This window comes from Vibrio sp. 10N.222.46.A1 (genome assembly GCF_041473595.1).
In the GTDB taxonomy this organism is placed as follows: Bacteria; Pseudomonadota; Gammaproteobacteria; order Enterobacterales; family Vibrionaceae; genus Vibrio; species Vibrio tasmaniensis_A.
This window is the reverse complement of the sequence record NZ_JBFRSN010000262.1, coordinates 1-1612: the sequence shown is the minus strand read 5'-3', so window position 1 is coordinate 1612 and position 1612 is coordinate 1. Positions and strand designations below refer to the sequence as shown.

Annotated in this window: 3 protein-coding genes; 2 read left to right on the top strand and 1 reads right to left on the bottom strand. The window is 38.8% G+C overall.

The features are described 5' to 3' along the window. Positions 1–392, top strand: a 392-nt coding sequence (locus AB4496_RS09070) for a hypothetical protein (protein WP_372130836.1), incomplete at its 5' end; no start/stop codon positions are given. Beyond that, positions 382–639, top strand: a complete 258-nt coding sequence (locus AB4496_RS09065) for a hypothetical protein (protein ID WP_017082558.1) — start codon at positions 382–384, stop codon at positions 637–639. The genes AB4496_RS09070 and AB4496_RS09065, both read left to right, overlap by 11 nt. Before the next feature lie 786 nt (positions 640–1425). On the opposite strand, the gene AB4496_RS09060 is transcribed toward AB4496_RS09065, so the two are convergent. Beyond that, a partial coding sequence (locus tag AB4496_RS09060; protein WP_372130834.1) for a helix-turn-helix domain-containing protein occupies positions 1426–1612 on the bottom strand: 187 nt, incomplete at its 5' end.

Genomic DNA, 1612 nt, shown 5'->3' with positions numbered 1-1612 from the left:
GGGACGAGAACAATGAACTAGAGGAATACAAAGTGTATCAAGAACTGAGCCAACTACTAGATGATATTGGGTATGCATTTGATAAGCATGAACTGAAAATATGTACTATCAGAGCTCAAAAAAACAAAGTAATAAAAGCGATGCTTGTAACGGCAAAAGAACTGAATTTTGACATCTCGTCAAACCTGTCGAAAAGCGTATTGTCGGCAATAGTTAGTCAAGACGAAGTTAGCGAGCAACAAGCTATTAGCGTTTTGACGAAATATGTACTTGGCGATAATACGGTCCGAAAAGAAATGAGAGAGAGCCTTTTCCTTGCTATGGTGAGGGAAAGCGAAGAGTTTCACATTGTTATGCTACTGAATGGAGAAGGGGTTAATCGTGTTATCTGAAGAAATGCTCCATGAAAGAACTAAAGAAGCACTGCGATGTGCGCGTTTGCTTGAACTTGATACTTCAAAGCAATTTATTAAAATATGCATGAGCGCTTGTGTGGCAGATACTCGTATTCATATTAATAATATTGGTGAAGTTCTCAGTAATTCAATTGCTTACCCAAGTAGACTCTTATCTGGTGCATATGAAACCAGTGAACTTCATCAGTCGATAACCCCTGTCCTAGATAAACTTTCTCAATAGTATTTTATCGGTGGTAAAGATGGTTATCCTGAGGTCAATCAAGAGTCGTCGTTTGGTCCTGATCTGACAGTTTTTTTTTTTTAATCGGCGCTTGTCAGATTGAACCTAAGGAAGATTATTTTCACTCAGTTCCATTTACTAGCTAACAATGTATCAACTGAATGTTGGTGGCAACTTATTTCCCTTTGATGAGTAACCATGTTCATTCGTCTTGAGTTTTTGTCGTTATTACCTGTTTTTACTTGTCCATGTTGTCAGGGCTTTTAGCGTCTTGTAAACAAATCAGTCGACTTTGTTTCTCTTTTCCTTCTTGTATCTAGTTGCACATTCTCGTGTCACTAGGTCTATCACTTTATACTTCATTGACTTTTTCGAAGTGGGTTAAGTAATGTTGTTAGCGCCTTATTATCATCGTCACTGACATTAACGAGGTTTAACTTAGCGCTAAGGACCTCCTATCGATCCACATTGATAACGAGATTTGGCTTTCGCCAAGTCATCCGTGTTTCTTGGCTTTCTAGGCGCCCCAATCAAAGACTTTAATGTCTTCAGATTCGATGGTGTATGACGAATATTAAAACGAGATGAAGTGTGGTGTGGCGTCGTTGAACGCTTGCAGATACAAGCGTGGGCGGGGATAGATAAACTTTTTAAATGTTGAATTGATGAGGGCTCTAGAGCGAGAGTTACCTATTTTGTCTTGGATTGTGGATTAAGAATCTCAATTAATTCGGGTAACTCCCTTCTTTTAAACTAAGAAGTTAGGTTCAACGAAAATTTAAATGATTAAGCCCCACCAGTCTGTGTCGTTTTGCGATATTCTGTGGGTGTCATGTCGTAAAACTTTTTAAACAGCGATCGAAAATGGTTTGTGTCACTGTAACCGACCTGCTGGGATATTTGTTCTATATTTAGGCGCGTAGTGTCCAATTTTTCTCTAGCGAATGCTACTCGAATACGTTGTATGTAACTC